General features: G+C 68.4%; 26 protein-coding genes. 18 read left to right on the forward strand and 8 right to left on the reverse strand.

Annotation, left to right across the window (positions count from 1 at the left end):
• The first annotated feature begins 38 nt into the window (after nt 1-38).
• Genes J8I35_RS01545 through J8I35_RS01585 form a run of 9 tightly spaced genes read left to right on the forward strand, consistent with a single transcriptional unit; the run spans nt 39 to nt 9,211 of the window.
• Nucleotides 39-1,970: a type II and III secretion system protein family protein gene (locus J8I35_RS01545; RefSeq protein ID WP_209924274.1), complete on the forward strand. Its 1,932-nt coding sequence runs from the start codon at nt 39-41 to the stop codon at nt 1,968-1,970.
• Nucleotides 1,971-1,990: 20 nt separating this feature from the next.
• Nucleotides 1,991-2,287: a hypothetical protein gene (locus J8I35_RS01550; protein WP_124592666.1), complete on the forward strand. Its 297-nt coding sequence runs from the start codon at nt 1,991-1,993 to the stop codon at nt 2,285-2,287.
• A 25-nt stretch (nt 2,288-2,312) separates the two neighbouring features.
• Nucleotides 2,313-3,584, forward strand: a complete 1,272-nt coding sequence (locus J8I35_RS01555) for a TadE/TadG family type IV pilus assembly protein (RefSeq protein ID WP_209924275.1) — start codon at nt 2,313-2,315, stop codon at nt 3,582-3,584.
• 13 nt (nt 3,585-3,597) lie between these two features.
• Complete coding sequence (locus J8I35_RS01560) at nt 3,598-4,131, forward strand: TadE/TadG family type IV pilus assembly protein (protein WP_124630121.1); 534 nt, start codon at nt 3,598-3,600, stop codon at nt 4,129-4,131.
• Nucleotides 4,128-4,571, forward strand: a complete 444-nt coding sequence (locus J8I35_RS01565; protein WP_124592669.1) for a TadE family protein — start codon at nt 4,128-4,130, stop codon at nt 4,569-4,571. The genes J8I35_RS01560 and J8I35_RS01565 overlap by 4 nt, the downstream gene beginning before the upstream one ends.
• A 22-nt stretch (nt 4,572-4,593) precedes the next feature.
• The gene (locus J8I35_RS01570) at nt 4,594-5,802 is read left to right on the forward strand and encodes an AAA family ATPase (RefSeq protein WP_050015325.1); all 1,209 of its coding nucleotides are present in this window, start codon (nt 4,594-4,596) and stop codon (nt 5,800-5,802) included.
• 18 nt (nt 5,803-5,820) lie between these two features.
• A complete protein-coding gene (locus tag J8I35_RS01575) occupies nt 5,821-7,188 on the forward strand; it encodes a CpaF family protein (protein WP_050015323.1) in 1,368 nt (455 codons plus the stop codon).
• A gap of 34 nt (nt 7,189-7,222) precedes the next feature.
• Entirely contained in the window at nt 7,223-8,200 is a 978-nt protein-coding gene (locus J8I35_RS01580; protein ID WP_050015321.1) for a type II secretion system F family protein, read from the forward strand.
• A 36-nt stretch (nt 8,201-8,236) separates the two neighbouring features.
• Nucleotides 8,237-9,211 carry a type II secretion system F family protein gene (locus J8I35_RS01585; protein WP_050015320.1) on the forward strand — a complete coding sequence of 325 codons (975 nt, stop codon included), beginning with the start codon at nt 8,237-8,239 and terminating at the stop codon, nt 9,209-9,211.
• Between the two features lie 266 nt (nt 9,212-9,477).
• Here the strand turns inward: J8I35_RS01585 and J8I35_RS01590 are convergent, their stop codons facing one another.
• From J8I35_RS01590 to J8I35_RS01610, 5 genes are all read right to left on the reverse strand, one after another.
• Nucleotides 9,478-10,443, reverse strand: coding sequence for a transporter (locus J8I35_RS01590; protein WP_209924276.1), 966 nt, complete (start codon nt 10,441-10,443; stop codon nt 9,478-9,480).
• Between the two features lie 37 nt (nt 10,444-10,480).
• On the reverse strand, nt 10,481-11,008 hold the full coding sequence (locus J8I35_RS01595; RefSeq protein WP_050015318.1) for a flavin reductase family protein: 528 nt from the start codon (nt 11,006-11,008) through the stop codon (nt 10,481-10,483).
• A 5-nt stretch (nt 11,009-11,013) separates the two neighbouring features.
• Nucleotides 11,014-12,252, reverse strand: a complete 1,239-nt coding sequence (locus J8I35_RS01600) for a styrene monooxygenase/indole monooxygenase family protein (RefSeq protein ID WP_209924277.1) — start codon at nt 12,250-12,252, stop codon at nt 11,014-11,016.
• 64 nt (nt 12,253-12,316) lie between these two features.
• Nucleotides 12,317-13,105, reverse strand: a complete 789-nt coding sequence (locus J8I35_RS01605) for an SDR family oxidoreductase (protein ID WP_209924278.1) — start codon at nt 13,103-13,105, stop codon at nt 12,317-12,319.
• A 40-nt stretch (nt 13,106-13,145) separates the two neighbouring features.
• Complete coding sequence (locus J8I35_RS01610; protein ID WP_050015313.1) at nt 13,146-14,393, reverse strand: dienelactone hydrolase family protein; 1,248 nt, start codon at nt 14,391-14,393, stop codon at nt 13,146-13,148.
• Between the two features lie 351 nt (nt 14,394-14,744).
• Here J8I35_RS01610 and J8I35_RS01615 point away from each other — a divergent pair, with 351 nt between their 5' ends.
• Together J8I35_RS01615 and J8I35_RS01620 are read left to right on the forward strand one after the other, a co-directional pair.
• The gene (locus tag J8I35_RS01615; RefSeq protein ID WP_209924279.1) at nt 14,745-15,770 is read left to right on the forward strand and encodes an AraC family transcriptional regulator; all 1,026 of its coding nucleotides are present in this window, start codon (nt 14,745-14,747) and stop codon (nt 15,768-15,770) included.
• Between the two features lie 128 nt (nt 15,771-15,898).
• On the forward strand, nt 15,899-16,429 hold the full coding sequence (locus J8I35_RS01620; protein WP_209924280.1) for a GNAT family N-acetyltransferase: 531 nt from the start codon (nt 15,899-15,901) through the stop codon (nt 16,427-16,429).
• A gap of 24 nt (nt 16,430-16,453) precedes the next feature.
• Here the strand turns inward: J8I35_RS01620 and gcvA are convergent, their stop codons facing one another.
• On the reverse strand, nt 16,454-17,332 hold the full coding sequence (gcvA, locus tag J8I35_RS01625; RefSeq protein WP_209924281.1) for a transcriptional regulator GcvA: 879 nt from the start codon (nt 17,330-17,332) through the stop codon (nt 16,454-16,456).
• A 127-nt stretch (nt 17,333-17,459) separates the two neighbouring features.
• On the opposite strand from gcvA, the gene argH reads away from it, so the two are divergent.
• The 7 genes from argH (at nt 17,460) to J8I35_RS01660 (ending at nt 24,668) form a co-directional block, all read left to right on the forward strand.
• Entirely contained in the window at nt 17,460-18,893 is a 1,434-nt protein-coding gene (gene argH, locus J8I35_RS01630) for an argininosuccinate lyase (RefSeq protein WP_209924282.1), read from the forward strand.
• Nucleotides 18,887-19,780 (forward strand): amino acid ABC transporter permease, encoded by an 894-nt coding sequence (locus tag J8I35_RS01635; RefSeq protein ID WP_050015303.1) that lies wholly within the window; start codon nt 18,887-18,889, stop codon nt 19,778-19,780. The genes argH and J8I35_RS01635 overlap by 7 nt, the downstream gene beginning before the upstream one ends.
• Nucleotides 19,777-20,580 carry an amino acid ABC transporter ATP-binding protein gene (locus J8I35_RS01640; RefSeq protein ID WP_280883586.1) on the forward strand — a complete coding sequence of 268 codons (804 nt, stop codon included), beginning with the start codon at nt 19,777-19,779 and terminating at the stop codon, nt 20,578-20,580. The genes J8I35_RS01635 and J8I35_RS01640 overlap by 4 nt, the downstream gene beginning before the upstream one ends.
• Nucleotides 20,581-20,661: 81 nt before the next feature.
• A complete protein-coding gene (locus J8I35_RS01645; protein ID WP_050015299.1) occupies nt 20,662-21,501 on the forward strand; it encodes an ABC transporter substrate-binding protein in 840 nt (279 codons plus the stop codon).
• 7 nt (nt 21,502-21,508) lie between these two features.
• Nucleotides 21,509-22,381 carry a polysaccharide deacetylase gene (locus J8I35_RS01650; protein ID WP_209924283.1) on the forward strand — a complete coding sequence of 291 codons (873 nt, stop codon included), beginning with the start codon at nt 21,509-21,511 and terminating at the stop codon, nt 22,379-22,381.
• Nucleotides 22,378-23,286, forward strand: a complete 909-nt coding sequence (locus tag J8I35_RS01655; protein ID WP_252996705.1) for a polysaccharide deacetylase — start codon at nt 22,378-22,380, stop codon at nt 23,284-23,286. Before J8I35_RS01650 ends, J8I35_RS01655 begins: the two co-directional genes overlap by 4 nt.
• Nucleotides 23,283-24,668, forward strand: a complete 1,386-nt coding sequence (locus tag J8I35_RS01660; protein WP_209924285.1) for an MmgE/PrpD family protein — start codon at nt 23,283-23,285, stop codon at nt 24,666-24,668. The genes J8I35_RS01655 and J8I35_RS01660 overlap by 4 nt, the downstream gene beginning before the upstream one ends.
• A gap of 112 nt (nt 24,669-24,780) precedes the next feature.
• On the opposite strand, the gene J8I35_RS01665 is transcribed toward J8I35_RS01660, so the two are convergent.
• Both J8I35_RS01665 and J8I35_RS01670 read right to left on the reverse strand, forming a co-directional pair.
• Nucleotides 24,781-24,951: a hypothetical protein gene (locus tag J8I35_RS01665; protein WP_167351632.1), complete on the reverse strand. Its 171-nt coding sequence runs from the start codon at nt 24,949-24,951 to the stop codon at nt 24,781-24,783.
• A 169-nt stretch (nt 24,952-25,120) separates the two neighbouring features.
• On the reverse strand, nt 25,121-26,032 hold the full coding sequence (locus J8I35_RS01670) for a DUF72 domain-containing protein (protein WP_209924286.1): 912 nt from the start codon (nt 26,030-26,032) through the stop codon (nt 25,121-25,123).
• Between the last annotated feature and the right edge of the window lie 107 nt (nt 26,033-26,139).

Genomic DNA, 26,139 nt, shown 5'->3' on the forward strand with positions numbered 1-26,139 from the left:
AACCGGCACGGCGCCGGTCTCTCGGGGGATCAGACGAAATGAAGATCAAACCGCAACGCACAGGTACCGGCCCACTGCGCACACGCGTCGCACGGGGCACGATGATGGCCGCGATCCTCTGTTCGGGATGGCTGACCGTATATGGCGCACTCGCCCAGGAAGGCATCGAATCGGCGGTGCTGACCAAGGGCGGCGCCAGCGCGCCCGCCGCGACCGGCAAGGGGCCGATGCAGATGACGATCAGCATGACGCCGGCGCCGGCCGCCGCGCCCGCCGCGTCGGCGGGGCCGCTGCGCGGGCCGAACTGCGTCGGCGCCGTGCGCGAATCGACCAGCGTCGCGGTGCCGCTCGGCAAGTCGCTGCTGGTGCCGATGCCGGAGCCGGTCCGCAACCGGACGATCGGCAATCCGGCCGTCGCGCAGGCGACGATGGTGTCGCCGCAGACGCTGTACATCCTCGGGCTCGCGGTCGGCACGACCAACATGATCGTGCAGGGCAGGAGCGGCGCATGCCGCGTGATCGACGTCGCGGTCGGCGCGGACGCCGGCGGGCTGCAGGCGTCGCTGCTGCAACTGATGCCGAACGAGCGCGACATCCATGTGTCGACCGCGGCCGGCACGATCGTGCTGGCCGGCACCGTGTCGAGCTCGCAGGCCGCGCAGCAGGCCGTGCAGATCGCCCATGCGTACGGCGACAGCGCGGGCGAAGGCGCGGGCGGCGGCAAGCAGGGCGGCGGCGTGCTCAACATGCTGAACGTCACGTCGCCGCAGCAGGTGATGCTCGAGGTGAAGGTGGCCGAGGTGTCGAAGACGCTGATCAACCAGATGGGCAGCGCGTTCAACATCCAGGGCGGCTTCGGTTCGTGGAGCGGCGCGCTGGTCAGCAACCTGCTTGCCGGTGTCGCGAGCGGCGCCATCTTCAACAAGGCGAACAACAAGCCGTTCAGCATCGCGGCCGACGCGCAGAACACCGACAACCTCGTGAAGATCCTCGCGGAGCCGAACCTCGTGACGATCAGCGGCCAGGAAGCGACGTTCCTCGCGGGCGGCAAGATCTTCATCCCGATCCCGCAGAGCAGCGGCAACGGTACGTCGTCGATCACGCTGCAGGAAGAGGAATTCGGCGTCGCGCTGAAGTTCACGCCGACGGTGCTGGCCAACGGCCGGATCAGCCTGAGGGTCGCGCCGGAAGTGTCGGAGCTGTCGCAGACGGGCGTCACGCTGAGCGCGACCAACATCGGCGGCACGTCGATCCTGCCGCTGATCACGACGCGGCGGGCGTCGACGACGGTGCAGATGAGCGACGGCGAATCGTTCGCGATCGGCGGGCTGATCAAGGACAACGCGACCGGCGCGCTGAAGGCGATCCCGGGCGTCGGCGAAGTGCCGGTGCTCGGCGCGCTGTTCCGCAGCACGTCGTTCCAGCAGGACCGCACCGAGCTGATCTTCCTGATCACGCCGCACCTGGTGAAGCCGCTGCAGACGGCGGACGTCGCGCTGCCGACCGACAGCTTCTCGAAGCCGAGCGAAATCGACGTGTATGCGACCGGCAACATGGAAGGCCGCCGCGGCGTGCGCAAGGCAGGCGCCCAGCCGATGCAGCCCGCGAACGGTGCGGCCGCCGCGCCGCAGACACCGGCCCAGGCGCCGGCACCCGCTCCGGCGCCGAAATCGGAAGCACCGGTCGTGCCGGCCGCGCTGCCCGCGCCGCGCGCGCCGCAAGCCGACGTGCAGCAACCGGTGCCGGCCGAGCCGCCGAAGGCGCCCGCGCCGGTCGCGGCCGCCGCGCCGCAGCCCGATGCGGCCACCGCGGCGCGGGTCGCACGCATCGAAGCCGCCGCCGCGCGTCTTGCGGCCGCCGGCGCCGAACCGTCGGCCCAGCCGTCGGCGCGCACCAAGCACCGGACCGCGGCGGCGCCCAACGCGCAGATCGCGCGTACGGGCGCGGAACCCCAGTCCACCGATCGTTGAAGCCATCCAAGGGGAAGCTCATGAAATCCGCCTACCTCGTATTCGTGCGCCGCGCGGCGCTCGCCGCCCCGCTCGCGTTCGCGCTTGCCGGCTGCATGTCGTCGACCCCGGTGTGGGACAGCCGCTTCGGCGACTCGGTCCGCACCGTGATGCACGCCCAGATCATCGACCCGCATGCCGGCGAACATCCGGCGTCGGCGCCGGGGGTCGACGGCAGCGCCGCCGCGGCCGCGCTCGACAACTACGACAAGTCGTTCAAGCAGACCGTGCCGCCTGCCAATGCGTTCGTGATCGGCATCGGCAAGGCTACCCAATAACGACGGCATGCTCAGGGAGAACGCCATGAACCGCGCAGCCCGCTATCCGAAAGTCACGCGTCGCAGCCTGCATCGCCAGCGCGGTGCCGTCGCGATCATCGTCGGCCTCTCGCTGGCGGTGATGATCGGGTTCGTCGGGCTCGCGCTGGATCTTGGCAAGCTGTACGTCACGCGCAGCGAACTGCAGAACAGCGCCGATGCCTGCGCGCTGTCGGCCGCGCGCGACCTGACCTCGGCCATCAGCCTGTCGGTGGCCGAGGCCGACGGCATCGCCGCCGGTCACCTGAATTTCGTGTTTTTCCAGAAGACGTCGGTGCAGATGTCGACGAACGCGAACGTCACGTTCAGCGATTCGCTGACCAACCCGTTCCTGGCGAAGAACGCGGTCACGAATCCGGCGAGCGTCAAGTACGTGCAGTGCACCGCGACGCTGAGCAACATCGCGCACTGGTTCATCGAGGTGCTGAACGTGCTGCCGGGCACGAAGCTCGCGAATGCGGCGGAAGTGTCGGCGAGCGCGATCGCGACCGTCGGCGGCGGGCAGACGACCTGCGCGATTCCGGTGTTCGTGTGCCGCGGCCCGTCCGACCCGGCCTACAAGGTCGGCGACTGGATCTCGTCGCCGTCCGGATCGTCGTCGACCTACGGGCCCGGCAACTTCGGCTGGGCGGCGCTCGACGGCTCGACGAACGAGACGACGCTCGCGAGCGAGCTGTCGGGCAATACCTGCAATATCACGAGCCCGCCGGACCTGGCCACCACGGGCCTGAAGTCGGCGTCGCTGCGGGCCTGGAACACGCGCTTCGGCATCTATACGAACGGCGCGAATGGTTCGAGCGGCCAGCCCGACTTCACCGGCTACGCGTATGTCGGCCCGAACTACGGGCCGCCGGGAACACCGGGCATCAAGGGCGACGCGTACACGCAGTTCGTGGCCGACCGCGCGAGCTTCAAGCCTTACCAGGGCGACGGCGCACCGCCGTCGGGCAGCGGCATCGCCACCAACGGCACGGCGACGGCGAGCAACTACGCGACCTACGGCAGCGACCGGCGCCTCGCGCTCGCGCCGGAGGGCGACTGTTCGACGCTGAAGGGCACCAGCGGCAAGGTGCACGTCACGCAGTGGGATTGCGTGCTGATGCTCGATCCGCTCCCGTTCAGCGCGGGCAGCGGCGCCATCGTCGCGCACCTCGAATACCTCGGCTCGTCGGTGTCCGGCAACAACCCGTGCGCGACGCACGGCTTGCCCGGCAGCGGCAGCGCGTCCGGAACCCAGGTTCCGATGCTCGTTCAATAGCGGAGAGACGATCATGAAGAAGCCGTCGATTCGTCGTTCGCGCACCCGCGGCGCCGTCGCCGTCGAGTTCGCGCTCGTGCTGATGCCGATGATCATGCTGGCGACCGGCGTGGCCGAGTTCGGCCGGGCGATCTACCAGTACGAGACGCTGACCAAGGCGACCCGCGATGCCGCACGCTACCTGTCGGTCTGGTTGCCGACCGACAGCGCGTATCCGGTGTCGCAGGCGCAGTGCCTGGTCGTCTACGGCAGCACGACGTGCGGCACGTCGGGCACCGAGCTGGTGCCCGGGCTCACGACGTCGATGGTCACGATCTGCGACGCGCAGCACACGACCGGCTGCAGCGATGCGTCCGATCCGGCGCAGTTCGCGAACCTGCCGACCTACGATTCGAACAACAACGCGGCAAGCGGCACGGCCACGGGCGCGATCAACGTCGTCGAAGTGAAGATCAGCGGCTACAAGTACCAGCCGATTCCCGCGTACCCGGGGCTGCCGTCGATCACCTTCGGCAACATCGTCACCGTGATGAGGCAAGTGTCATGAACGCGCGCCATTTTCCGCTGTCCCGCCGGCGCGCCCAGCGCGGCGCGGCGATCGTCGAATTCGCGCTGATCGCGACGGTGCTGATCATGCTGCTGATCGGCATCTTCGAGTTCGGCCGCGTGCTGTTCTACTGGAACACGGCGAGCGAGGCCGTGCGCCTCGGCGCACGCACGGCGGTGGTCTGCGACGTGAACGCCGCGGGCGTCGTGAAGCGTGTGCGATCGCTGATGCCGCTGCTGTCGAACGCGAACGTGTCGGTCAACTACACGCCGTCGAGTTGCGACATCAACACCTGTTCGTTCGTGACGGTGAGCGTCACGAACGTCACCGTCAAGACCATGATTCCGTTCATGAACGTCACGCTGAAAATGCCACCGTTCACGACGACGCTGCCGCGCGAAAGTCTGAATTCCGCGACGGGCGGCTCCGCCTGCAACTAATCGACAAGACGAGGCACACGACATGATCAATATCCTCGTAGCTTCCGACGATACCGCGCGGCTTTCGCAGATCGCGCGTCTCGTGGCCGACTGCGGACGCTATCGCACGACGCGCGCCACCGGCCGCCCGTCGCAGATCGAACATCGCACCGACGGGCTCGACGCGTTCGACATCCTGCTGGTCGACGGCGCGTCGCTCGAGCCGTTCGAGCTGTCGGCGATCGAGCGCATCTGCCGCGCGCATGCGGGCCTGACCTGCATCCTCGTGACGGCCGACGCATCGCCGCACGTGCTGCTCGATGCGATGCGTGCGGGCGCCCGCGACGTGCTGCAGTGGCCGCTCGATCCGCAGGCGCTCGGCCACGCGCTCGGGCGGGCCGCCGCGCAGAGCACGCGGCGCGATACCGACGACACGCGCATCGTGTCGTTCATGTCGTGCAAGGGCGGCGCCGGCACGAGCTTCGCGGCCAGCAACGTCGCGTTCGAGATCGCCGAGGGCTTCAAGCGCCGCGTGCTGCTGATCGACCTGAACCAGCAGTTCGCCGACGCGGCGTTCCTCGTCAGCGACGAAACCCCGCCGTCGACGCTGCCGCAGCTATGCGCGCAGATCGAACGGCTCGACAGCGCGTTTCTCGACGCGAGCGTCGCGCACGTGACGGAAAACTTCCACGTGCTGGCCGGCGCCGGCGACCCGGTCAAGGCCGCCGAGATGCGCGAGGACGCGCTCGAATGGATTCTCGGCGTCGCCGCGCCGCGCTACGACTTCGTGATCTTCGACGTCGGCGTCGGCATCAACCCGCTGTCGATGGTCGCGCTCGATCGCAGCGACCAGATCCAGCTCGTGCTGCAGCCGGCGATGCCGCACGTGCGCGCCGGCCGCCGGCTGCTGGAGATCCTCGTGTCGCTCGGCTATTCGACCGACCAGTTGCGGCTGATCGTGAACCGCGCGACGCGCGCGAGCGAGCGGACCCGCACCGCGCTCGAGGAAGTGCTCGGGCTGCAGGCGGCCTGCACGATTCCCGACGACGCCGACACCGTGCTCGAAGCGATCAACCAGGGCCATCCGGTGTCGCGGCTCGCGCGCGGCTCGGCGGTTGCACGGGCGTTGCAGGGCCATGCGAAACAACTCGTCGACGGCGAGGTGCGCGCGGGACGCAGCGCGACGCACAGCGAGCCGTTGATGTCCCGGCTGTTCGGCCGCAAGGCCACGCCGAAGCTCAAGTCGATGTAATTCTTACGGGGAACCATCATGTCATTGCGCGAACAGATGTCCTTGCATCGGGCCCAGCCGGCGGCGGCGGGCGGCGAACCGGTCGGCCCGGCGCATTCGTCGGTGCGCGACGCATACCAGAAGCTGCGCCGCGAAATTCACCTGGCCGTGCTCGAGCGCGTCGAGCTCGAGCGCCTGTCGCGACTGCATCAGGACCAGGTCCGCATGGAGATCGGCTCGCTGATCGCACGCATCCTCGACGAGGAGCGGATGCCGGCGAACGACATCGAGCGGCGCCAGCTCGCGATCGACGTGTACGACGAGATGTTCGGCTTCGGCCCGCTCGAAGCGTTGCTGCGCGACCCCGGCATTTCCGACATCCTCGTGAACACGTACCGGCAGGTCTACGTCGAGCGCTGCGGGCAGCTCGAACTGACCGACGTGACGTTCTACGACGATGCGCACCTGATGAAGGTGATCGAGAAGATCGTGTCGCGCGTCGGGCGCCGCATCGACGAATCGAGCCCGATGGTCGACGCGCGGCTGCCGGACGGGTCGCGCGTGAACGCGATCATCCCGCCGTCCGCGATCGACGGGCCGCTGATGTCGATCCGGCGTTTCGCGGTCAACCCGCTGAAGATGGACGACCTCGTGCGCTACCACAGCCTGACGCCGCCGATGGCCGAGCTGCTCGACGCGCTGTCGCGCGCGAAGGTGAACGTGCTGGTGTCGGGCGGCACCGGCAGCGGCAAGACGACGCTGCTCAACATCCTGTCCGGCTTCATTCCGCGCAACGAGCGGATCGTGACGATCGAGGACGCGGCCGAACTGCAACTGCAGCAGCCGCACGTGCTGCGGCTCGAAACGCGCCCGCCGAACATCGAGGGCAAGGGCGAGATCACGCAGCGCACGCTGGTGCGCAACGCGCTGCGGATGCGCCCGGACCGGATCATCCTCGGCGAAGTGCGCGGCGCCGAAGCGCTCGACATGCTCAACGCAATGAATACCGGCCACGAAGGCTCGCTCGCGACGATCCACGCGAACACGCCGCGCGACGCGCTGACGCGGCTCGAGAACATGGTCAGCGTGTCCGGCCTGACGCTGCCGCCGAAGACGATGCGTCAGCAGATCGCGTCGGCGATCTCGGTGGTCGTGCAGGCGGCGCGGCTCACGGACGGCAAGCGCAAGATCATCAGCATCCAGGAACTGACCGGAATGGAAGGCGACATCATCAACATGCAGGAGATCTTCACGTTCAAGCGCACGGGCGTGGACCGCGACGGCGCGGTGCGCGGCCACTTCTGCGCGACCGGCGTGCGGCCGAAGTTCGTCGAGCGGCTGCAGGCGTTCGGCATCAACCTGCCGGATTCGCTGTACGACCCGTCCATGCGGTACGAGGCGGACTGACGCCAGGGCGTCCTGTGCTGCCGGGGAGAGGCTCATGAATGCGATCTTTTACGGTTTTGTGATTCTTACCTTCGTCGCGGTCGTGCTGTCGATCGAAGGCATCTATCAATGGTGGAACGCGCGGCACGGCGCCGCCGCGCGCCGGATCGAATCGCGCATTCGCGCGATGTCGGCCGGCGGCAACGTGCAGCAGGAGCGGCTGTCGATCCTGAAAAAGCGCATGCTCGACGAGTCGAAGCCGTTCGACCGGCTGCTGCTGCGCCTGCCGCGCGTGCACGCGCTCGATCTCGTGATCCAGCAGTCGGGCCTCGACTGGACGCTGCCGAAACTGATCACGCTCAGCGCGACGTTCGCGGCGCTCACGTGGTTCGCGGCGAGTTTCGCGCGAGCGCCGCAGCTCGCCGCGGTGCCGCTCGCGCTGTTCGCCGGGTGGTGGCCGATGATGTACGTGTTGCGCCGCCGCGCCCGGCGGATGCGCAAGCTCGAACGGCAGTTGCCGGAGATCTGCGACATGATCGCGCGCGCGCTGCGCTCCGGTCATTCGTTCACGAGCACGCTCGGGATGGTCGGTGACGAGTTTTCCGAGCCGATGGGCGGCGAATTCCGCGTCACGTTCGACGAGGTCAACTACGGCGTGTCGCTGCACGACGCGCTGATGAACCTCGCGACGCGCGTGCCGGTGCAGGACCTGCGCTACTTCGTGATCGCGGTGCTGATCCAGCGCGAGACGGGCGGCAACCTGGCCGAGTTGCTCGACAGCATCGCCGCGCTGATCCGCGAGCGCTTCAAGCTGTTCGACAAGGTGCGCGTGCTGTCGGCGGAAGGGCGGCTGTCGGCGTGGATTCTCGGGCTCTTGCCGTTCGGCACCGCGGCGGTGATGGCGCTGCTGAACCGCGAATTCCTGTCGGTGCTCTGGGAGGATCCGGCCGGGATCCGGATGGTCGGCACGATGCTGGTGTCGATGCTGTTCGGCCTGTTCTGGATCCGCCGAATCGTGCGCATTCGCGTCTGACGCGCGAGCCGAATAACGAACCGTTGCGAGGTTGTCATGCAAAACCTGAGCGTGGTCCAGGCCGTGATGCTGGGCGGCTTGTTCATCTTCGTGGCCGGCGGCGTGCTCGTCGCGATGCTGCTGTTCGCGCCGCGCGGCATCCAGCGCCGGCTCCAGCAGGCCGGCGGGACCGGGGCGGGCGGCGTCGCCGGCCCGGGCGACGGCGACGACATGGCGTCGCGCTGGGTCGCGAAGCTGGTCGAGCTGTCCACGCCGATCTCGAAGCTGTCGGTGCCGAAGGAGGGCTGGGAGAATTCGCCGCTGCGCATCCGGCTGATGAATGCCGGCTGGCGCAACCAGAGCGCGGCCGCGCTGTATTTCACCGCGAAGACGATACTCGCGCTCGGCCTGCCGTGCGCGGCGCTGCTGGCGCTGATCACGACGTCGCTCGGCGACGAGCGCGCGGTGCTGTCGCTGATTCTCGTGGCGCTCGCCGGCATCGGCTACTACATCCCGAACATCGTACTGTCGCAGCGGGTCAAGGTGCGCCAGCAGAAGATCTTCGAGGATTTCCCGGACGCGCTCGACCTGCTGACGGTGTGCGTCGAGGCGGGGCTCGGGCTCGATGCGGCGCTGATGAAGGTGAGCGAGGAGCTGCGGTTTCGCAGCGAGGTGGTCGCGAGCGAACTCGATCTGCTGCTGCTCGAGATGCGCTCCGGCTTCACGAAGGAGACGGCGCTGCGCAATCTCGCGCTGCGCACCGGCGTCGAGGACATCGAATCGTTCTGCGCGATGCTGATCCAGGCGGACCGGTTCGGCACGAGCATCGGCGAATCGCTGCGCGTGCTGTCGGACATGCTGCGTACGCGGCGCCGGATGCGCGCGGAGGAACGCGCGGCGAAGATCGCGCTGAAGCTGCTGTTTCCGCTGATCTTCTGCATCTTCCCCGCGCTGATGATGGTGCTGCTCGGGCCGGCGATGATCCACGTCTATCGCGTGCTGCTGCCCACGTTCGTCGGCGTCGCGCCGTAAGCGGCGCGCGGATGCGGCTTCACGCGCATCGATTCAGGCTCGACGTGCCGGCCCCGGGGCGATTCGGCGGCCGGCGCGGCAACAGGCTTCATGGAGGCTCCCTCCCCAGGCGGCGCCGCGAGACAGGTCGACCATAGCGGCGTCGATGCATCCTGGACCCATGGTCGATCATGGAACGAGCCGTAGTCCACCGCCTTCACGGCTGCCCCCTGCGGCTAACCGCCGAGCCGGCGTGCTGCGTATCGGGACGGCCGACGCCCGGTGTATCACTGAAAGTGATGCACGTAGCGCAGCACCATCCGCGTCCCCTGCGGCCGGTTGCGCGCATAGGTCTCGAAGTACGCGTTGAACAGCAGGTGATCGTGCGGCGAGAAGCTATACATGGCGCCCGGCCCGATCGCGAACACGGCTTCCCGCGTGCCCGGCACGTCCTGCCCGTTGGCCTTCATGTCGGTGGTCTGACGTAGCCAGTAGCCGTTGAGCCCCAGCCGCAGGCCGGGCCGCACTTCGTACTCGGTCGCGAAGTTCACGTGGATCGCCTGGCCCGCTTGCGCCGACGTCACGTCCGGGCCGAGTGCCGTCGCCGGTTGATGGTTGGTCGCGTTCCACAGATAGTGCAGCCGCCACGATACGGTCCATTTCGGCGTGAGCCACAGCGTCGCGGCCCAGTACGGATCGAACGACCAGAAATGGCTGCCCGGATTGATCGCGCGCGCCGGATCGTACGCGCCGGTCGGCACGACGAACTGGAATTCGACGCGCTGCGCGAAGCGCGGGCCCTGCGCGCCCATCACCGGGTCGAACTGGACGAACGGGCCGATCAGCAGATCGCCGAAGCCGGCGCGCGCATTCAGCGCGACGTTGCCGATGCCGTCGTCGGTCCGCGCGGACGCGATCCACGGCAGGATCACGTCGAGGCCCGGATGCATGCCGGCAAACGTCAGCGGGGACTGATAGACGAGCTGACTCAAGCCCGCGAACAGGTCGATGTCCTGCTTCGGCAGCCCGACCTTGTTGCCAGCATTGTCGTTGACGCGGCCGGCCGTGTAGTACTGCAGGTACTGCGTGCCGTACCAGCCGGCGCCGGCCGGCGGCATGCCGTCGAGGAAACTGGTCATGCCGAGGTTGACCGCCGGCAGGTCGGCCGCATGGGCCGACGTATGACCGGCGAGGCCGACGAGGCCGGCGAGTGCGAAGCCTGCGGCGACGAGCAGGCGAGAGCCGATTTTCATGTTCACCACCTCTTGGTTGTTTACTTGTATGTACTAATTAAATGGAACGTGAAAGATCGGGATGATCGGCGATCGCGCGATACTGGCCCGCATGGAACACGAGCGGCGCCTTGCCGAAGGCGTCGAACTGCTCGATCTCGCCGATGAACAGCAGGTGGTCGCCGCCTTCGTAGTGGCCGACGTTGCGGCACACGAAGCGCGCGCTCGCGCCGTCGAGGCACGGCACGCCGCCGTTCTCCGAATCCGCGTGCGGCACGCCGTCGAACTTGTCGGCGCTGGGCGTCGCGAAGCGGCGCGACAGGTCGATCTGGTCGTGCGCGAGGATGTTGATCGCGAAGTGGGTCGCCGCGACGAAATCCGGGCGGCTCGGCGCGAGCTTGCGCAGGCTCCACAACACGAGCGGCGGATCGAGCGACAGCGACGAGAACGAATTGGCGGTGAGGCCCACCTTGCGGCCGTCGGCCGCGCACGTGGTGATCACGGTCACGCCGGTCGGGAACTGCCCGAACGCGGCGCGCAACTGCATCGGGTCGAGGGCCGGACGGTCGGTAACGGTCGTGTCCATGGCGCTCACTCCGCACGCACGCTGTGTTCGCGGATCAGCGCCGCGCACGCCGACGGCTCGAACCACCACGGCGCGAACCGGCGCGGATCGTCGAAACCGTCGACGATCGTTTTCGCGAGCGACGGCAACTGGCCGGCCGCGCCGAACAGTTCGAGGATGTGCGGCGGCGGCGGGGTGAGCAGCGAGTTGGTCCAGCGCACGACGTGCCGCGCATACGCCCAGTAGCCTTCGAACGTCTGGTGCATCCAGTCTTCGCCGAACGGTGCGGCGCCGCGCGCGACGATCGCGTCGAAATACGCGTTCGCGCATTTCGCGGCGTTGTTCGAGCCCTGGCCGGTGATCGGATCGTTGACCACCACCGCATCGGCCATCCCGAACACGGTGCGGCCCGACGGCAGCCGGAAGAACGGCTTGCGCACGGTCGGCGCGAAGCGCCCGGCCAGCGTGCCGTTCGGATCGGTGAGCGCGACGTCGCGGCAGCGCTCGTATTCCCACGGTACGTACTGCTGCAGGAACGACAGGCTGCGGTCCAGATGCTGCTCGGGCGTCTTTACGTCGGCCCAGCAGTCGAGCGGGCCGCCCGGGATGCCTTCGAACACCATGATTTCGCACGGGCCGGTAGTGGTCAGCGCGGGAAACACGAAGTACTCGCCGATGCCCGGCAGCAGGTTGAAGCGCACGCGCGAATACGGCTCGCTCGGCGTCATCCCTGTCACGTAGGTCAGCGCCAGCGCGCGCTGCGGACGATCGAACGGGCTGCGCGCATCGTCGCGGCCGAGCAGGTTCACGATGTCGCCCTTGCCGGCCGCGAGCAGCACGAGGTCGTGGCTGCGCGCGAGTGCCTCGAGTTCGGGCACGCCGATGTCGCCGATCCGTACGTCCGCGCCGCGGCGGCGCACGCCGTCGAGCCAGTTGGCCATCTTCACGCGCTGGTCGACCGACTGCGCGTAGCGGGTCAGCCGCGACGACCAGTCGATCGCCTTGCGGCCGTGGCCGTCCGGGTGCGGCACCGCGATGCCGATGCCTTCGACGGACGGGCATGCTTCCTCCCACGTATTCAGGCCGAGATCGCGCTCGATCTGCAACGACGTGTGAAACATGCACTGGCTCGACATGACCTTGCCGGAGCGGATCTGCTCCGCGTCGCGGTTGGTCGCGAGCGTGACGTGGTAGCCCTGGTCGAGCAGGGCGAAGGCGAGTTGCAGGCCGGACTGGCCGGCGCCGACGATAGCGATGCGTCTCATGGGAAATTCCTTGGTTGGTCGTGTAGCGGCCGTAGTGATCGAGGGAAGCAGCGGCGACGCGCGGTCACTCCGCGAGCCGCGGAATCGCCGGCACCGCCTGTTCGGGGCCCATCGCGGCATAGCCGCCGTCCACCGCGTAGTCGGCGCCCGTCACGAAGCTCGCCGCGTCGCTGCACAGGAACGTGACGACCTGCGCGACTTCCGACGGATCGCCGACGCGGCCGAGCAGGTGGAACGGCGCGGCGACGCGATCGGTCTTCGCACGGTCGCCGTGCGTGAGCTCGTCCATCAGGCGCGACCAGGTCCACCCGGGCGACACCGAGTTGACGCGAATCCGGTCGGGCGCGAGATCCATCGCCATGCTGCGCGTGAGCTGACGGATTGCGGCCTTGGAGGTCGGATACAGCCAGCGGCCGGTTTGCGCGCACTGCGCGGAGATCGAGCTGAAATTCACGATCGCGCCGCCGCCGCGCCGCGCCATGTGCGGATGCACGGCCTTCGCGAGCATCGCCGCCGACACGACGTTGACGTCCATCGCCGCGAGCCAGTCGTTGCGGGTCGCGTGGATGCCGTTGTCGACATAGCTGCACGCGAGGTTGACGAGCACGTCGATCGCGCCGAATCGTTCGACGATCGTCGCGATCGCGCGCTCGATCGCACGGTCGTCCGTGATGTCGAGCGCGATGAACAGCGCCCGTTCGCCGAGCGATGCGGCCACGCGTGCGCCGTTGTCCGCATCGAGATCGAGGATCGCGACGCACGCACCGGCGCGGCTCAGGTCCTGTGCAACCGCGGCGCCGATCAGCGTGGCGCCGCCGGTGACGAGCGCGACTTTGCCAGCAAGGGCATTCATGGGGTGTCTCCGGGAATCATGGGGTGAGGGTGGGGCCGCGTCAGTGCGCACCGGTGGACGGCGCACTGTCGCGCCAGCGGCGCATCAGGCCGTTCGACGGCACGGTGACGTCGAGCAGCTTGCGGGCCGTGTCGACGCCCGCGACCGGCAGGCCTGACGGGTCGAGCAGGCCGATCTGCACGAGCACGCTCGCCTGATCCCAGTAGATGTGCTCGTGATAGAGCTTGTCGCCGCGAAACTTGACGATTGCGACGAGCGGAATCTCGACGCGCTTGCCGGTCGGCGCGACGCCCGGCAGCATCCAGTCGATCTCGGTGGTGTGCGTGAAGCAGAACAGCAGCTCGTCGACGATCTGGCTCGCGCCGATCGTGCGCGAGATCGGCGTGATCGTCGTGTCGGGCGGGTTCGCATGCACGAAGTGATGCGTGTAGAAGCGCTTGAGCTCGTCATGGCCGACGCCGCCCGTCAGCGTCGGAATATGGTTGACGTACGGCTCGGCGACCATCGTGGCCATCGTCGCGTCGACGTTGCGCGTGTCGAACTCGTGCTGCAGATGCGTTTCCCACAGCGCGGACAGGTCGTAGCGCGGGCCGAGCGCGGCGCGGAACGCGGCGATCGCGCGCTGGTGGGCCATGACCGCGGCGGCCTGGTCGTAATGATCGCCGCCGGCGCGGGCGAACGCGTGGTCGACGCCGGGGTAGACGTAGACTTCGACGCCGTCGCGGCCGGCCAGCGCAGCCGCGATGCGCTGCTGCGCGTCGGGCGGGCAGAAACGGTCCTGCGCGGCGATCTGCAGCACGAGCCGCCCGTGCAGGTGCGCCGCTTCGTCCAGCGCATGCTCGATGCCCACGCCGTAGTAGCTGACCGCCGCCGCCACGCCCGGCAGCCGGCATGCGGCGAGATACGCGAGCTTGCCGCCGAGGCAGTAGCCGAGCACGCCGGCCTCGCCCGTGCATTCCGGCCGCTGGCGGAGCGCGTCCAGCGCGGCGCCGACGTCGTCGACACCGTTGTTTTCGTCGAATTCGCGATAAAGGGCCATCGCGCGCTCGACATCGGCCGCCGCATACCCGAGCTCGATGCCGGGCGACTGGCGCCAGAACAGGTCCGGCACGAGCACCGTGTAGCCTTCCTCGGCGTAGTAGTCGGCCACGTCCCGCATCGTCGCGTTCGCGCCGAAGATCTCGTGACAGAGCACGATGCCCGGCCCCGTGCCGCCGGCCGGCGTGCTCAGGTACGCGCGAAACGCGCCGCCGTCCGGCGATGGAATCTCGATGTGACGTCCGTTCATCTGTCCCTCCGTGCTGTTGGTTTCGGTGATGGGCCCAGTATTGGCGGCCGAAATGGGCGTTTCTATCCGCTTTCTTCGGCCGGTATCCGCGAATTACGGAAACCTGCGGCAGCGGCCGCCGCGAGCCGGCGGGCCGCGGGCGACTGCGGGTATGTGCGGATGCGGACAGCCCGCACAGTTTTCTACGATGCGCGAACGGTCCGCTTCTTGCGTGGCTTGCGCGGGACTTGCGTGTTTCGTGGGACGGATTGTCCGGATGCTCCGGGCGCTGTCCGGATCGTGCGACGCATTCCCCGAGATCGGGAATGCATGCACGGCGCGAGTGCGATCGAGCACGACGGGAGAACTTCGATGGCGCAATTTTCCGAAACCGGCTGGCTGGGTGAAGCCGCCTGTTTCAATCACGGCACGCTGCTGCTGGAGTCGAACGACGTCGACGAGGTGCGTGCGCGCGTGGCGGACGTCTTCAAGCCGCATCGACTCACGCCCACCGGCGAATCGCGCGTGCTGCACAGCTGCATGCACCATGCGCGCTGGGGCAACCTGTCGCTGAACCTGCTCGATTACGGTGGCGAGGTGTCGATCGAACCGGGGCCGCTCGAGCATTTCTATCTGTTGCAGATTCCGCTGCGCGGCGACGCCCAGATCGAATGCGGCGCGACGCGCTTCGTGTCGTCGCCCGACACGGCGTCGCTGCTGTCGCCCACGCTGCCGCTCCGGATGCGATGGGGCGAAGCGTGTCCGCAAGTCATCCTGCGTATCGAGCGCGACGTGATGGAACGGCATGCGCAGCGGCATTTCGGCGGGGACCGGCGCGCGAGCGTCGAATTCGAACCGGCGTTCGACCTGTCGTCGCCGCAAGGCGTCTGTCTCGCGCAATTGCTGCCGGTGCTCGCCGGCGCGATCGCGACGGACGCGCATCCGCTGCGTCATCCGCTCGCGTTCGAGCAGCTCGAATCGACGCTGCTGAACCTGCTGCTGTACGGCCACCCGAACACCGCGCGCAACGGCACCCGTTCCGCGCCGGCGCCGCTCGCGCCGTTCTACGTGCGGCGCGTCGAGGAATACATCCGCGCGCATCTCGACGAGCCGCTGACGATCGAACGGCTCGCCGAACTCGCCGGCGTCAGCCCGAGCACGCTGTTCGCCGGCTTCCGCAATCGCCACGGGATCACGCCGATGGGCTTCGTCCGACAGTTGCGGCTGCAACATGTGCGCGACGAACTGCTGGCCGACGACACGCCGGGGCTCGCGTCGGTTACCGACGTCGCGTTGAAATGGGGCTTCGCGCACCTCGGGCGGTTCGCGATCGAATACAAGCGGGCGTTCGGCGAATCGCCGTCGGCGACGCTCAGGATGCGGCGCGGACGGGGGTGAGGGCGGCGCGTTGGGTCGGCCCGCTCGATCGCGCGGCGACGAAGGTCGTTCGACAGCGTTGCGCGGATCGTCGACAATCCGTCGTGCACATCGCGCCCGTCGACGCGATGCCTCCGGGAGCGTCCTCAATGACTGGCCTATCCATCCGGTCCGCCACGATCGGCGATGCGCAGGCGATCGCCGATTTTCATGTCAAGGTCTGGCGGCACACCTATCGGGATCTCGCGCCGGCCGACGCGCACGCCGTTCTCGACGAACACTATCGCCGCAGACAATGGAATGAAAAGCTGTCGTCGAACGACGGGAACCCGCTCGTGCTGGTGGCGGAGATCGACGGCAGGATCGTCGGCATCGGGGCCGCCGGCGCGCCGTCCGATCCGGTATTCAACGGCCGTGGCGAGATCAAGTTTCTGTATGTCGATCCCCGATTCCAGCGTCGCGGCATCGGCCGCCAGCTGCTCGCGCGGCTCGCGACGCATTTGGGCCGGTTGCGGTATCCGGGCGCGGCGTTGAGCGTCGTCGACGGCAACGACGCGGCGATCGCGTTTTATGCGGCGCTGCATGGCCGGCCTGCCGGCGAATACATCGATCCGGGGCCGGTCTGGCGATCGCGCAACATCGTGATGGTGTGGGACGACCTCGCGAGCCTTGGTGCGTGAGCACACCGCGCGCGGCGACGCGTATCACGCGAGGCGTGCCCGCAGCCACGACGTGAACGCGGCCACGAGCGGCGACTCGGCCAGTTCATGACGCGTGACGAGATAGTACGCGTGGCGTGACGGCACCGTGGCGCTGAACGGCCGCACGAGCGTGCCGTCGATCAGGTCGTCGCGCACCGACAGGCTGTCGCCGAGTGCGACGCCCTGGCCGTGCACCGCGGCTTCGACGCCGATGTGCGCGTTGCCGATTTCGAGAATGCGGATGCCCGGCAGCTTGTCGGCGTTCGCTTGCGCGAGCCACCGCGTCCACGAGCCCGCATGCTCGCAGAACAGCGTCCGCCCCGCGAGATCCTGCACCTTGCGGATCGCATCGGGCCCGTTCATCAACGCCGGGCTCACGACCGGGAACAGCGCCGGATGCGCGAGCAACTCGACGCGCCGGTTGCGCCAATTGCCTTCCCCGTAGCGAATGCAGACGTCGACGTCCGCCGAATAGGTTTCGCGATCGTCGTTCGACGGAATCACTTTCAGATGGATACCCGGATAACGCTCCAGAAAATCGCCGATGTGCCGGGCGAGCCAGCGCGACGTCAGCGACAGCGGCGTCGACACGACGAGATCGCCGGCGGCGGCCGGCGAATCGAGCCTGATGGTGGCGTTCGCGATCATGTCGAACGCGGTACCGACCGGTTCGAGCAGCGCCTCACCTTCGGGCGTGAGCTTCACGCGGGCCTTTGATCGGACGAATAGCGCGATGCCGAGCGTGTTCTCGAGAATGCGGATCTGGTGGCTGACCGCGCTGGCGGTCACGTGCAGTTCATCGGCGGCGGCCGACACGCTGCCGCACCGGGCGGCGGCTTCGAATGCGCGAAGCGGGTTCAGCGGAGGCAGGCGGTTGCGCATCGGCGGGGCGCGTCGCGGGCGACGATACTGAGAAAAATTTCATTAAAACGGATTCAATTTCTCGCTACAACAAAAAAAATTGAATGCCTACAGTGGGAGCAATCCAACCGAGCCGAGGTCGACCGCAATGAGCCTTACCGAACCGATCGAACGCCTGTGGGGCGGCCGCTTCCAGTCGGCGCCGTCCGACGCGCTGCAGAACCTGTCCCGCTCCGATCCGAGTTTCTTCCGTCTCGTGCCGTACGACCTGGCGGGCTCCCGGGCCCATGCGCGCGAACTGAACCGCGCGGGTATCCTGAACGACGACGACCTCGCGCAACTGCTGGACGCGATGGACGGCATCGCGCGCGACTATGCCGCCGGCGCGATCGCGCCATCGCTCGCCGACGAGGACGTGCACACGTTCCTCGAGCGCGTGCTCACGCAGCGGCTGCCGGCGCTCGGCGGCAAGCTGCGCGCCGGGCGCTCGCGCAACGACCAGGCGGCGAACGACCTGCGCCTGTATCTGCGCGACAAGGCGCGCCGGCTCGTGCGCGGCGTGCTCGACCTGCAGGATGCGCTGATCGGCCAGGCGAGCCGGCATGTCGACACGGTGACGGCCGGATTCACCCACCTGCAGCCCGCGCAGCCGATCGTGTTCGGCCATCAATTGCTTGCCCACGCGCAGTCGCTGTATCGCGACGCCGATCGCCTGGTCGACTGGGACCGTCGCACCGCGCGTTCGCCGCTCGGCGCGGCCGCGCTCGCGGGCTCGGCGATCTGCGTGCGGCCCGAGCTGTCGGCGCGGGAGCTGGGTTACGACGCGCCGTGCGAGAACTCGATCGACGCGGTGGCCGCGCGCGACCACGTCGCCGAATTCGTGTTCGTCGCCAGCATGCTCGCCGTGAACCTGTCTCGCCTGTCGGAAGAAGTGATCCTGTGGACGTCGCGACAATTCCGCTGGGTGGAACTCGACGACGGCTACGCGACCGGCAGCTCGATCATGCCGCAGAAGAAGAACCCGGACATCGCGGAGCTCACGCGCGGCAAGGCGGGGCGCCTGATCGGCAACCTGACGGGGCTGCTCGCGACGCTGAAGTCGCTGCCGCTCGCGTACAACCGCGATCTCGCGGAAGACAAGATCGCCGCGTTCGATTCGATCGACACGCTCGAACTCGTGCTGCCGGCGATGGCGGGGATGATCCGCACGATGCGCGTGAACGTCGACGAGATGCGTCGCCAGGCGCCGCTCGGCTTCACGCTCGCCACCGAGGTCGCCGACTGGCTCGCGCTGACGGGCGTGCCGTTCAGCGAGGCGCACGAGATCACCGGCACGCTCGTGCGCGCGTGCGAGCGGGACGGCATCGAGCTGGCCGACGCGAGCGCCGAACAGTTGCAGGCCGTCGACACGCGCCTCGCACCGGCGGTGCGCGCGCATCTGACGCTCGACGCGGCCGTCGCCGCACGCGGCGGGGCGGGCGGCACGTCGCCCGTACGCGTGCGCGAACAGATCGACCGCCTGAGCGAGGCAATCGAGCGCCAGGCCGCGTGGGCGGCCGATTATCGGGGGCCGTCATGCTGAGCGCATCCGATTCCCGCCGTCTCGACGGCGCACCGGCGGCGGCCGATGCGGTCGCGGACGACACGGCCGCCCTCGTGCGCGTGCGCCGGCGCTACTGGGGCCGCTACGTCGCATCGGTCGCGATCGTTGCCGCGCTTGCCTATATCGCCGCCGCGTTCGCGCGCGGACAGATCGAATGGCGTGTCGTCGGCCAGTTCCTGACCGCGCGCTCGATCCTGACGGGGCTCGCCAACACGATCGTGATGACCGTCCTCGCGATGACGGTCGGTGTCGTGCTCGGGGTCGTCACCGCGGTGATGCGGCTGTCGTCGAACCCGGTGCTCGGGGCGATCGCGCAGGGCTATATCTGGCTGTTCCGCGGCACGCCGGTGATTCTGCAGTTGCTGCTGTGGTTCAACCTGGCGCTGGTGTTTCCGACGCTCGGCATCCCGGGCATCGCCGAATACCGGACCGTCGACGTGATGACGCCGTTCCTCGCGGCCGTGCTCGGACTCGGCATCAACCAGGGCGCGTATACGTCGGAAGTCGTGCGGGCCGGGCTGCTATCGGTCGATACAGGCCAGTACGAGGCCGCGAAATCGATCGGCATGCCGCGCCTGCAGGCGCTGCGCCGGATCATCCTGCCGCAGGCGATGCGCGTGATCGTGCCGCCGATCGGCAACGAGCTGATCGGCATGGTCAAGCTGACGTCGCTCGCGAGCGTCGTGCAGTACGCGGAGATGCTGCACAACGCGCAGAACATCTATTACGCGAATGCCCGCGTGATCGAACTGCTGATCGTCGCCGGCATCTGGTATCTCGCGGTCGTCACCGTGCTGTCGCTCGCGCAGGCCCGCGTCGAACGGCGCTTCGCACGCGGTGCGGGGCGCGCGGCGGGCCGAAAATGAACGACACGATCCACAACTATCGGGAGAACGTCATGACGAATGCAGTCGTTCGCGCGGTCGACGTGCGCAAGTCGTACGGCGATTTCCAGGCGCTGCACGGCATCACGCTCGACGTCGAACAGGGCGAAGTGCTGTGCGTCATCGGCCCGTCGGGCTCGGGCAAGAGCACGTTCCTGCGCTGCATCAATCAACTCGAGACGATCAGCGCGGGCGCGCTGTGGGTCAACGGCGAACTGGCCGGTTACCGGCGCACGGGCAACCGGCTCCACGCGCTGTCCGAGCGCCAGGTCGCGCGCCAGCGGCTGGCGACGAGCATGGTGTTCCAGCGCTTCAACCTGTTTCCGCACAAGACGGCGCTCGAGAACGTGATCGAGGGCCCCGTGCAGGTGCTCAAGCGCCGCCGTGCGCAAGCGGAGGAGGAGGCGCGCGCGCTGCTCGCCCGCGTCGGGCTCGCCCACAAATGCGACGCGTTTCCGGTCGAGCTGTCGGGCGGCCAGCAGCAGCGCGTCGCGATCGCGCGGGCGCTTGCGATGCATCCGCAACTGATCCTGTTCGACGAACCGACGTCGGCGCTCGATCCCGAACTCGTCGGCGAAGTGCTGGCCGTGATGCGCGATCTCGCGAAGAGCGGGATGACGATGATCGTCGTCACGCACGAGCTCGGCTTCGCGCGCGAGGTGGCCGACCGCGTCGTGTTCATGGACGGCGGCCGGATCGTCGAAAGCGGGCCGCCGGACCAGGTGCTGTCCGCGCCGACCCATGCGCGCACGCGCGACTTCATTTCGGCGGTGATTGCTTGAGCGGGTCGGGCGCCCCGTGCAGAAGCGCCCGAACGATTCCTCCGTCAACGATACAAGCCCACAACGACAAGGCGACACCCCATGAAAGCATCCGTCCTGACCCGCACGCTGGCCGCCGCCGCATTCGGCGCGCTCGCGCTTCATGCGACGTTCTCGGTCGCGCAATCCGCCCCCGCGGCCGCGAAACGCACGCTGAACGTCGCGATCGTGCCGAACTATCCGCCGTTCGAATACAAGGATCCGGCGACCGACAAGCTCGCGGGCTTCGACGTCGATCTCGGCGAGGCGCTTGCCGCGAAGATGGGCGCGAAACTCAACTGGGTCGAGACGAGCTTCGACCAGATGATGAGCGCGGTCGCGACGCAACGCGTCGACATGATCCTGTCCGGGATGACCGACCTGCCGACGCGCCGCGATGCGGTGACGTTCGTCGACTACATCGAGACGGGCCCGCAGTTCTACGTGCTGAAGGCACGCGCCGGCGAGTTCGCGCAGATGAGCGCGCTGTGCGGCAAGCGCGTGGGGTCGAGCCGGCGCACGTCGTTCCCGGACAATACGACCGCATGGAGCGCGGAGAACTGCGTGAAGGCCGGCAAGCCGCCGATCGTGGTGGTGGGGACCGACGGCTCGTCGGATGCGCGGATGCAGCTGCGCCAGAACCGCATCGACGCGGCGGTGCAGGGCGGCGAGACGCTGCCGTACCAGAACAGCCTCGAGCAGAACGCGTATGCGCCGGTCGGCAAGCCGTTCCTGTCGCAATACACGGGCATTGGCGTCGCGAAGAGCAACACGGCGCTGAGCAGCGCGCTGACGGCGGCGCTCGACCAGCTGATCGCGGACGGCTCGTACCGGAAGCTGCTCGCGAAATGGGGGCTGCAGGAACACGCGGTGGCGAAGGCGATGATCAACGGCACCCACTGAGCGCGCGATGACGGACCTGGCGCCCCGCTGGCCCGACGCGAAGCGCGCATGCGTCGCGCTCGCGTTCGATCTCGACGGCCCGACCGGCGACGCGATGCTGAACGGGTCGATCTGGCGCAACCCCGCGTATTTCACGCTCGGCAGCTACGGGCCGTGGCGCGCGCTCGGCCGGCTGCTCGACCTGCTCGCGTCTTTCGCGTTGCCCGCGACGTTCTTCGTGCCCGCCTGGGTCGCGCGAACGTGGCCCGCGCAATGCGCGGCGATCGTCGAGCGCGGCCACGAGATCGGCTATCACGGCTACCGGCACGAAGCGTTCTGGACACTCGAACCCGATCGGCAGCGCGAGATCATGGCGCAATCGGCCGAGATCTTCGCGCGCACGCTCGGCGTGCGGCCGGTCGGGTTCCGCACGCCGTCCGGCGACTGGAGCGCCGCGACGGTGGCCGTGCTGCGCGAAGCGGGCGTGCGCTATTCGAGCTCGATGCGCGGCGACGACCGGCCGTACCTGCTGCACGGCGAGGACGGCGAGCCGCCGCTCGTCGAGATTCCCGGCCGCTGGGAGACCGACGACTACGCGTCGCTCGCGTATCACCGCAATCCCGACTACCCGGCCGGGCTCGACCGGATCGCGGGCTACGGCGCGACGCTCGACAACTGGACGCGCGAATTCGACGGCGTATACCGTGAAGGGCTGTGCCTGACGACGCTTCTTCATCCCAAGGTGTGCGGCAAGCCGGGACGCATCGCGCTGCTGGAGGCCTGGCTCGACCACATGTGCGCGCAGGACGGCGTATGGTTCGCGCGCTGCCGCGATGTCGCCGACTGGTGGCTCGGGCAGGCCGCGCGGGAGGCGGCGCCCACGCAACGGAGCGGCACGTGACCCACCTTCCTGCATGGCCGGGCGGCGCGCGATACGCGGTCGCGATCACGGTCGACTTCAACGACATTCATGGCATCCAGACGCGCGAACCGCGTATCGTCGGCCGCGAGAAATCGCTGTCGGTCTGGCGTTACGGCGCGACGCGCGGTGTCGACCGGCTGCTTGCGGCGTTCGATGCGTTCGGCGTACCGACGAGCTGGTTCGTGCCCGGTGCCGTCGCCGAAACGCATCGGGGCACGGTATGCGAGATTGCCGCGGCCGGCCACGAGCTCGGCGTGAGCGGCTATCGCTGCGAGGATTTCGATGCATTGCCGCTCGCTGCCCAGATCGACGCGTGCCGCGCGGGGCGTGCGGCGCTCGCGGACGCGACCGGTCGCGACGCACACGGCTTTCGCTCGTTCACCGGCAACTGGGCCGACGGCTTCGCCGAATTTCTCGTCGCGGAAGGTTTCACGTGGTCGTCGTCCTGGCGCGGCGACGATCTGCCTTACGTGCATCCGCGTAGCGGCGGCGACGTGAAGGGCGCACGGCTCGTCGAACTGCCGCTGCACTACGAGCTCGAGGACGAACCGTATTTCGAGTTCAACCTGTCGCCGCCCGTGCCGGCAGGCCAGCCGCGCATCGCCGCGTACCGCGACGTGCTCGACAACTGGCGGCGCGACGTCGACGGGTTCAGGCGTTTCGGGCTGTGCTGCGTGTTGCGCCTGCATCCCGAGATCATCGGCACGGCCGGCCGGATCGCTTTGCTGCACGCGTTGCTCGCGCACTTGCGCGGCACCGGCGATGCGTGGTTCGCGACGGGGCACGACATCGCGCGCTGGTGGCATGCACAGGCACCCGTCAACGACCCGGGCCATCCGGTCGACGTGTTCGCACGCTGCGTGGCAGACGAGGCGGCACGATGACGACGGACACGCAAGCGCGCGCGACGCGACTCGCGGCATTCGTCGCACGGACTTCCGTCGATGTATTGCCGGACGACGTCGTCGCGAAAGCCACGCGTCATGTTCTCGACACGTTCGGCGCCGCGCTGGCGGGCGCGTCGGCTGTCGAGACGCGCAGCGCCCGTGCGCTGACCGGCGCCGTTGGATGCGGCGGTGCGTCGCTATGGGGCACGCGACGGCGTGCGAGTGCGCGCGACGCGGCGTTCGTCAACGGCATTGCCGCGCACGCACTCGAGCTCGACGATTCGGGCGGCTGCGATCATTCGGGCGCGGTCGTGCTGCCAGCCGTGCTGGCCGCGCTGTCGTGCGCCAGCCAACCGGTCGCGGGCCGAGAATGCGTGATGGCGATCGTGCTCGGATACGACGTCGGTCGGCGCGTGCTCGAGGCGGCGGGCGGCTACTCGGCCCATAACGGCGCGGGCTGGCATTCGACGCTCAGTTGCGGCGTGTTCGGCGCGGCCGCCGCGAGCGCGCGCGTGCTCGGACTCGACGCCGTGCGCACGCGTGACGCATTGGGCCATGCGGCGAGCTTCGCCGGCGGCCTGTGGAGCTTCATTCACGACGGATCGCAGACCAAGCGGCTGCACGCCGGGCGTGCGGCGGAAGGCGGCGTGCTGGCGGCGTTGCTTGCCCGGGAGGGCGTGAGCGGCCCCGCACGCGTGTTCGACGACGTGTGGGGCGGCTTCTTCAACACGTTCGCCGCGCCGTCGCATGCGCCCGACGCGTTGACCGACGGCCTCGGCACGCACTGGAAGCTGATGCGCTGCTCGATCAAGCCGCACGCGTCGTGCCGCAGCGCGCATGCGGCGGTCGACGCGGCGCTGCAACTCGCGGACGGCCGCACGTTCGCGGCCGGCGAGATCGAACGGGTGACGGTGCGCGCGAGCGCGTTCGTCGCGCGGATGTGCGGCGGCCGCGACCTGTCGACGCTGTCGTCCGCGCAGATGAGCTTGCCGTACGCGGTTGCGGCGGCGCTCGTGTTCGGCGACACCGGGATCGACGCTTATCGTGCGGACCGGCGCACCGATCCGAGCGTGACTGCGCTGCTCGCGCGCATCACGGTCGATGTCGATCCGGCGCTCGGCGATCTCGACGAGCCGACCGTGATCCTGCAGCGCGCGAACGGGACGCGCGAATCGCGGCACGTGCCGATCGCCCTCGGCGATCCGCGCAATCCGCTACCGGATGCGGCGCTGCTGGCCAAATATCGTGCGCTGGCAAGCACGGCGTTCGACGGTGCGCGCGTCGACGCGTTGAGCGACATGTGCCTGTCGCTGGACCGGCAGGCCGACGCGCGCGTGCTGAACGAGCGGCTCGCAGGCGATTCGGAACACCTCGATTGACTGGCTCGATGGGCTTCATGCGGCAGTTGCGGCTGCAACATGTGCGCGGGAAGCCGCCGGCCTGTTGCGCGGCCACCCTGCTGTCCGCAGGGATCGCGGCATCCGCGCCGCGCTACGACCGGTCGCGATTCCGCGCGCGCGTCGCGCCCGTGATGACCGCGATCCCGAACAGGATGACGGCCACGATCTCGATGACGTATTGCGCGACGTGCAGCGTCATCAAACCCCACGCGACGCCGCCGATGAAGATGATCCATCCGACCAGGTAGATAAGCAGGGTCATCGTTTTTCTCCTTGCAGTATTGGCCCATGGCGCGGGTGACCGGCCGTGCAAAATTTACCGGCCGCGCGGGGGCGCGATGGAGGCGCGATTCGCGAGTGGACGAGCATATTCCGGGCCCGGGCATGCGGGGCCGGACCGGCGTCCCGATGGTCGCATTTGGCCGCACGTTTCATTCCGGCGCCGCATCGTGCGCCTGCAGCCCGAGCCGCGTCATGAGCCGCCCGGCATCGAACGGCGCCTGCGTTTTCGTGTCGTTGTCGAAATAGCAGTACACGTCGCGCGTCGCCGCACGCGGCGGTTTCAGCGCCGGTGCGGCGAGACGCGCATCGTCGGGCTGCGCGCCCCGGTTCCACGCTTCGATTCTGCGCGCCCATCGTTCGAGCGCCGCATCGACGTATTCGCCCGAATACTTCGTTTCGGTGCCGTGCAGCCGGATATAGACGAACCGCGCGCTCAGATCCTCGAACTGCGGCCACGCCTCGGTCGAATCCGACACGACGAGCGCGACCTTGTGGCGGCGCAGCAGCTTCACGAACGCCGGATCCACGAAGCTGTCGTGCCGTACTTCCACCGCATGACGCAACGCGCGCTTGCGGTCGATCTGCAGATAGGGCTCGCGCACGCGCGCATCGTGCCGCCGGGCGAGCGCGAGCGCGGCTTCCGTGTCGTGCGGCAGCCGGCTCAGGAAGCGCTCCATGTGCGCCGGGTCGAACCGCAGCGACGGCGGGAATTGCCACAGCAGCGGCCCGAGCTTGTCCTTCAGCGCGAACAGCCCCTGCGCGAAAAAATTCGCGCATGCGATCGTGGCCGTTTCGTCGCGAAAGCGCAGCATGTGCGTCAGGTAGCGCGACCCTTTCACGCTGAACACGAACCCGGGCGGCGTGTCGGCGTACCAGCGCCGCCAGCTGTCAGGTGCTTGCAAGCTGTAGTGCGTGCCGTTGATTTCGATCGTCTGCATGTGGCCCGAGGCATACCGCAGCTCCTTGGCCTGCTTCAGGTCGGGCGGGTAGAAGGTTCCCCGCCAGCCGGGGTAGCGCCAGCCCGAAATGCCGATGTGAATCCTGCCGGATGTGCGTGTCACGTCGATGCCCGGCTGCGCCGGGTTCCTGATGCGGTTCGGGCGACGAGCAATCCGCGTGCCGCCGCCGTCGCCGAGCCGATTTTTTTTAAAGACCGCGCCACGTTCGG

The sequence above is a fragment of the Burkholderia sp. CpTa8-5 genome, from assembly GCF_017815045.1.
Lineage (GTDB): Bacteria > Pseudomonadota > Gammaproteobacteria > Burkholderiales > Burkholderiaceae > Burkholderia > Burkholderia sola.

Bases quoted from the DNA above. Each gene is read 5' to 3' on its own strand.
- J8I35_RS01600 (WP_209924277.1), bottom strand. From the start codon at position 12,252: ATGAGACGCATCGCTATCGTCGGCGCCGGCCAGTCCGGCCTGCAACTC.
- J8I35_RS01585 (WP_050015320.1), top strand. From the start codon at position 8,237: ATGCAAAACCTGAGCGTGGTCCAGGCCGTGATGCTGGGCGGCTTGTTC.
- J8I35_RS01620 (WP_209924280.1), top strand. From the start codon at position 15,899: ATGACTGGCCTATCCATCCGGTCCGCCACGATCGGCGATGCGCAGGCG.
- J8I35_RS01605 (WP_209924278.1), bottom strand. From the start codon at position 13,105: ATGAATGCCCTTGCTGGCAAAGTCGCGCTCGTCACCGGCGGCGCCACG.
- J8I35_RS01555 (WP_209924275.1), top strand. From the start codon at position 2,313: ATGAACCGCGCAGCCCGCTATCCGAAAGTCACGCGTCGCAGCCTGCAT.
- J8I35_RS01550 (WP_124592666.1), top strand. From the start codon at position 1,991: ATGAAATCCGCCTACCTCGTATTCGTGCGCCGCGCGGCGCTCGCCGCC.
- J8I35_RS01565 (WP_124592669.1), top strand. From the start codon at position 4,128: ATGAACGCGCGCCATTTTCCGCTGTCCCGCCGGCGCGCCCAGCGCGGC.
- J8I35_RS01590 (WP_209924276.1), bottom strand. From the start codon at position 10,443: ATGAAAATCGGCTCTCGCCTGCTCGTCGCCGCAGGCTTCGCACTCGCC.
- J8I35_RS01560 (WP_124630121.1), top strand. From the start codon at position 3,598: ATGAAGAAGCCGTCGATTCGTCGTTCGCGCACCCGCGGCGCCGTCGCC.
- J8I35_RS01635 (WP_050015303.1), top strand. From the start codon at position 18,887: ATGCTGAGCGCATCCGATTCCCGCCGTCTCGACGGCGCACCGGCGGCG.
- J8I35_RS01640 (WP_280883586.1), top strand. From the start codon at position 19,777: ATGAACGACACGATCCACAACTATCGGGAGAACGTCATGACGAATGCA.
- argH (WP_209924282.1), top strand. From the start codon at position 17,460: ATGAGCCTTACCGAACCGATCGAACGCCTGTGGGGCGGCCGCTTCCAG.
- J8I35_RS01650 (WP_209924283.1), top strand. From the start codon at position 21,509: ATGACGGACCTGGCGCCCCGCTGGCCCGACGCGAAGCGCGCATGCGTC.
- J8I35_RS01545 (WP_209924274.1), top strand. From the start codon at position 39: ATGAAGATCAAACCGCAACGCACAGGTACCGGCCCACTGCGCACACGC.
- J8I35_RS01575 (WP_050015323.1), top strand. From the start codon at position 5,821: ATGTCATTGCGCGAACAGATGTCCTTGCATCGGGCCCAGCCGGCGGCG.
- J8I35_RS01660 (WP_209924285.1), top strand. From the start codon at position 23,283: ATGACGACGGACACGCAAGCGCGCGCGACGCGACTCGCGGCATTCGTC.
- J8I35_RS01665 (WP_167351632.1), bottom strand. From the start codon at position 24,951: ATGACCCTGCTTATCTACCTGGTCGGATGGATCATCTTCATCGGCGGC.
- J8I35_RS01610 (WP_050015313.1), bottom strand. From the start codon at position 14,393: ATGAACGGACGTCACATCGAGATTCCATCGCCGGACGGCGGCGCGTTT.
- J8I35_RS01570 (WP_050015325.1), top strand. From the start codon at position 4,594: ATGATCAATATCCTCGTAGCTTCCGACGATACCGCGCGGCTTTCGCAG.
- J8I35_RS01615 (WP_209924279.1), top strand. From the start codon at position 14,745: ATGGCGCAATTTTCCGAAACCGGCTGGCTGGGTGAAGCCGCCTGTTTC.
- J8I35_RS01645 (WP_050015299.1), top strand. From the start codon at position 20,662: ATGAAAGCATCCGTCCTGACCCGCACGCTGGCCGCCGCCGCATTCGGC.
- J8I35_RS01580 (WP_050015321.1), top strand. From the start codon at position 7,223: ATGAATGCGATCTTTTACGGTTTTGTGATTCTTACCTTCGTCGCGGTC.
- gcvA (WP_209924281.1), bottom strand. From the start codon at position 17,332: ATGCGCAACCGCCTGCCTCCGCTGAACCCGCTTCGCGCATTCGAAGCC.
- J8I35_RS01595 (WP_050015318.1), bottom strand. From the start codon at position 11,008: ATGGACACGACCGTTACCGACCGTCCGGCCCTCGACCCGATGCAGTTG.